General features: G+C 49.9%; 3 protein-coding genes. All 3 read right to left on the bottom strand.

Going from position 1 to position 4,266, the window contains the following annotated elements:
• Positions 1-353: 353 nt before the first annotated feature.
• A complete protein-coding gene (locus tag KDK18_RS03390; protein ID WP_257253219.1) occupies positions 354-1,505 on the bottom strand; it encodes a lipopolysaccharide kinase InaA family protein in 1,152 nt (383 codons plus the stop codon).
• Positions 1,506-1,659: 154 nt separating this feature from the next.
• Positions 1,660-2,004: a hypothetical protein gene (locus KDK18_RS03385; RefSeq protein ID WP_257253217.1), complete on the bottom strand. Its 345-nt coding sequence runs from the start codon at positions 2,002-2,004 to the stop codon at positions 1,660-1,662.
• 195 nt (positions 2,005-2,199) lie between these two features.
• A complete protein-coding gene (locus tag KDK18_RS03380) occupies positions 2,200-4,140 on the bottom strand; it encodes a DNA topoisomerase III (protein ID WP_257253216.1) in 1,941 nt (646 codons plus the stop codon).
• Positions 4,141-4,266: the final 126 nt, after the last annotated feature.

Here is a 4,266-nt window from a genome sequence, read left to right as displayed (position 1 = left end):
CACCAAATCCACTGGCTGCCAAAGAGATTAAGAGTGTCCCGATTATATAAAAGAAAACTGTTTTAATTTGCACTCAAATTTCCATTTTTTTTCAGTCAGAGCTGAGTGTAGCCACAGTAGGTCGGGCTCGCCTAAAAGTTTACACATACCCACTACTCCAACTGACCTTCTTCCAGGAAAAACCAAAAACCAGTAATAAGCAAACGTGCTGTCTGAATCGAAATAGAGTGTTGATTGACTCTAGTCATCACCGCTAAAGGGACTTAACGGCATGAAGTGTTCCTGAATCGGTCTTGTTTAGTCTGTGACCCTGATCGGAAGCAGACGGAGATAGCCCCGGTCCGGGGCGATCATTACCGGATCCGGGTGTGAATATATTTTATGTCCAACAAAAGATTCTCCCGAGCGTCTTCTGGCCACTGATCAACATAGGCCCTGATAAACGCGTCCCTTGATATCCTGCTTTTGTCCATTTCTCCGAACAACCGCTTCAGATCGAGGAACACTTCTTTTGATTCCAGAACTGAGTCAGAAAGCCCTATGGTATCAATCAGCGAGAAACCGGACTCTTCATCATAAAAAATATTTTTGAAATTCAGGTCTTGATGAACCGCTCTGGAAAGGGTGTAGAGTCCATTGAGTTTCAAATCTCTGTGACGCAGGTGAAACTGCGCCAGAACTTTCCCAAACCCGGAGAACAAGGCATTGATGTCAACCTCGCCTGAGGGTTCACGGGACTCAGCGACCCAGTCTGCCAGAGAACGCCCCTTCACTGCTTTGAACAAAGAGTGCATACGCCCCGCGACCAATCCACTCCACTCATCGAAACCCAGAGCCAACGGCTCTTCTTCCGGCACAAAATAGCATTCAGCCACTTTCAACATAGGGGCAATAATAAAGCCACTGTTAACATAGCCTTTGAGAATATACTGCTGGCCGTCGATCCATATCGTGTTCAACGAATGCACCGAAGGAGAACCATACAGAGTGCTTATAATGCCCATGAGGCCAGCTTCATCCATGGTGTCAACCACCTGCTGATACTTCCCATGATGCACAGGAATTTGTTGCCACTGGCTGGCGCTGTTGCCTGGCCAACGCCAGTTGAAATAGTCTGCCAGATGAGCTTGCCAGTCGTTGCAGGCCATTGTCCCAGGCTGCATTACTCCCGTTTTTTTTAATAACTTCAATGCTTCGGTGCCGTTTTTGCTGGAAATCAGAGACTGACAGAATTCACTGTCCAGTTTCGGCTTCCAGAGTTCAAAGGGCTGGATATTGCAGGATTCATCATCCCCGGCTACTGGAATGCCCAGTCTCTCAAGCCATGCATAATAGGTAATCACAGCCGCAGTCAGGGCAGTCAAAGGCAGCAGGTAGTTTGAAGGGCGACTGCATGGACCTGTCTGACAATTTTCCGAAGAAAATGAATGAGCCGTCTGCATAGAGAGCAGTAGGGCCAGCAGAATAGGAAGTGTTTGCCCATGGACAAAGCGGTTAGGTGGCATAAAAAGTACTCCTGTATCAGATCTTCTTTATTCTTTTGATCCTGATCGATCCAGGGAGTTCAACTGCCATCAAAATTTTTTCAATGAGTCAGATCCGCGCTGCCAGCCCGAATACAGTTATGTTCTCAATCCGGGTCGGCAAAGCAGTCGGTTTTCAATCAGACTCTGCGGCTTTGGCTTCGGTGTCTTCTGGCAGACTTTCATCGGTTTGTGACTGATCTGTAGTGCAGCTCCAGCCCCAGCCTTCCTGTTTTTTCACAAATTCCGAGGCCTGATCTTCGCAATAGCCCGCAGTGTAACTGGCGTTCCAGAGCGTCTCTTCCCGACTGCCTTTGGTGTAGCGAACCTCGCAGGGCACACTGGACTCACGTTGCAGATAAACGACGCTTATCTTGCGTTCCTGTTTGCCACGGTGACAGGTGAAGGAGTAATTATCCGATGCGGATACCAGTCCGGTCATACCCAGCCCAACCAGAATGGCCAGAGAAGCTTTGTACATGAGGAGATTATCCTGTTCGAAGTCATAGTCACCCACGCCAGAAACGTCGGCGGAGAAGGCTTAACGTATCAGGTCTCGTGGAATCGTGAAACACTCTAACACAGCCCTTGCCAGAAACTGAAGACTCTTGGAGGAGCAAGCTGCCTGGCTGGATTAAACCTGTAGATTCGTTCACTTATCAGACATCTTTTCCTGTCAGGAAGCTCGACGGGTAGTTTTTCTACGGCGGGTTTTCTTCTTGAACCGGTTGGGCGATACCGGAGGCAGCCCCTGCACATTGATCGTTCCTGACTGCCCGGCTTCCTGCAACAACTGCAGCAGTTGCTGTTCAAGCTGATTCATAAAGGTCTGGTAAGAACCTTTTTTCTCCACGATCTGATTCAGTGACGCTTCCCAACGAGCGGTCATGTCTGGACGACTGACAGGTTCCGGCAGCGCTTTGATCAATGCTTTCCCGGTTTCAGTGGCATGAATGTTTTTGCCCTGGCGGGCAAGATATTTCCGATTGAACAATAGTTCAATAATCCCTGCCCGGGTAGCCTCGGTACCCAAACCATCGGTCTCCTTCAGCACCTTCCTGATCTCGGTATCCTTCACATAGCGGGCAATTCCGGTCATGGCTGATAGCAGGGTGGCATCGGTAAATGGCCTGGGTGGTTGGGTTTGTTTCTCTGCCAACTCTGCTTCCTTGCACAGCAGTGTCTGTCCTTGCTGCAATTCCGGTAACCTTTGACCCTCGAATTTATCGGATTGTTTATCTGTAGTTGATGATGGCTTGCGGGGAAAAATGGCTGTCCAGCCTTCTTCCTGCACTTCCCTGCTGCTGGCCATGAATAACCCGCCTTCCAGGGTGACACTGACTTTTCGGGCTAAAAATCGGTGATCCGGATAAAACTGAGCCACATACTGTCTGGCAATCAGGCGATATAGGTTACGCTCCCGGTCACCCATTTTGTAGAGATCGGCTCTTCGGGTGGTGGGGATAATCCCGTGGTGTGCGCCGACCTTCTTGTCATTCCAGGCTTTGCTTTTGCGATCGGGTAATGCACCGTCAACAGCGCTGGCCAGTTTTTCATCATTACTTCGGATCGCTGCCAGCACTTCCGGTGCCTCCCTGAAATGCTCCACGGGCAGATAACGGCAATCCGAACGGGGATAGGTCACCAGTTTCTGCTCATAAAGCTTTTGACAGACATCCAGCACCTCCTTGGCACTCATCCTTAGCTGTTTGGCAGCATCAATCTGAAGAACGGAAAGTGAATAGGGTAAAGGTGGAGACTCCTTAGCGGGTTTATTCTCCAGCTTACTGACTGTTCCCTGCTTGCCCTGTATCCTGCTGACAACATTTTCCGCCAGCCGACGATCCAGCACACGACCCTCGTCATCCATCCAGGGCTGACAGGCTTCACTGGGTTGCCACTTGGCCTTGAAGCACTCACCCCGATCAGTCACCAGCAGGGCAAAGACCTCGAAATAAGGTTTCGGTTGGAATTGAGCAATGTCTTCGTCTCTTCGCACCACCAGACCCAGCACCGGTGTCTGTACCCGACCCACAGAAAGCAACCCCCCATAACCTGCTTTCTTGCCAAGAACGGTATAAGCACGGGTTAAATTGATACCATAGAGCCAGTCGGCACGGGAGCGAGCCAGGGCAGAAACCGAGAGTGGAACATAGTCCGAATTGCTCTGCATTCGGTCGAAGGCTTTCTTGACCGCTGAGCCATTCAAGTCATTCACTAGCAGACGACGAACGCTTTTCCTGCGGGTTGGTGAAAGCTTGAGGTAATCCAGTACTTCATCTACCAACAACTGCCCTTCCCTGTCCGGGTCTCCGGCATGAACGATGACATCCGCTGTCTTCAACAGCTTGCGAATCACCGATAACTGGGCGCGAGTGTTTTTTCGCGGTTGCAGTTGCCACTGTTGGGGAACAATGGGTAAATGTTCAAAACGCCATTGCTTGTAGGCGGGATCATAATGTTCAGGCTCAGCCTGCTCCAGCAGGTGGCCAATACACCAGGTCACGACATCACCGGATGCCGTCTCTATGTAGCCATCTTGTCGTTTATGCGGCCGGGGCAATACATCGGCTATGGCTCTGCCCAGGCTGGGTTTTTCAGCAATGATTAAGCGCATTCGGTCAACAAAGGTTCCATCAGATCAATGGTGCAGCTGCCTATGATAAATTTCTTTCTGGTCATGTCATAGCCGCTACTAAAAATCTAACATAATCTGTAATTATGTAGACTTATCTACGCCGTC

Source organism: Endozoicomonas sp. SESOKO3 (genome assembly GCF_024606255.1).
Note: the sequence above shows the minus strand (reverse complement) of the source record. Positions and strands in the feature narration are given on the sequence as shown.

Bases quoted from the DNA above. Each gene is read 5' to 3' on its own strand.
- KDK18_RS03380 (WP_257253216.1), bottom strand. From the start codon at position 4,140: ATGCGCTTAATCATTGCTGAAAAACCCAGCCTGGGCAGAGCCATAGCC.
- KDK18_RS03385 (WP_257253217.1), bottom strand. From the start codon at position 2,004: ATGTACAAAGCTTCTCTGGCCATTCTGGTTGGGCTGGGTATGACCGGA.
- KDK18_RS03390 (WP_257253219.1), bottom strand. From the start codon at position 1,505: ATGCCACCTAACCGCTTTGTCCATGGGCAAACACTTCCTATTCTGCTG.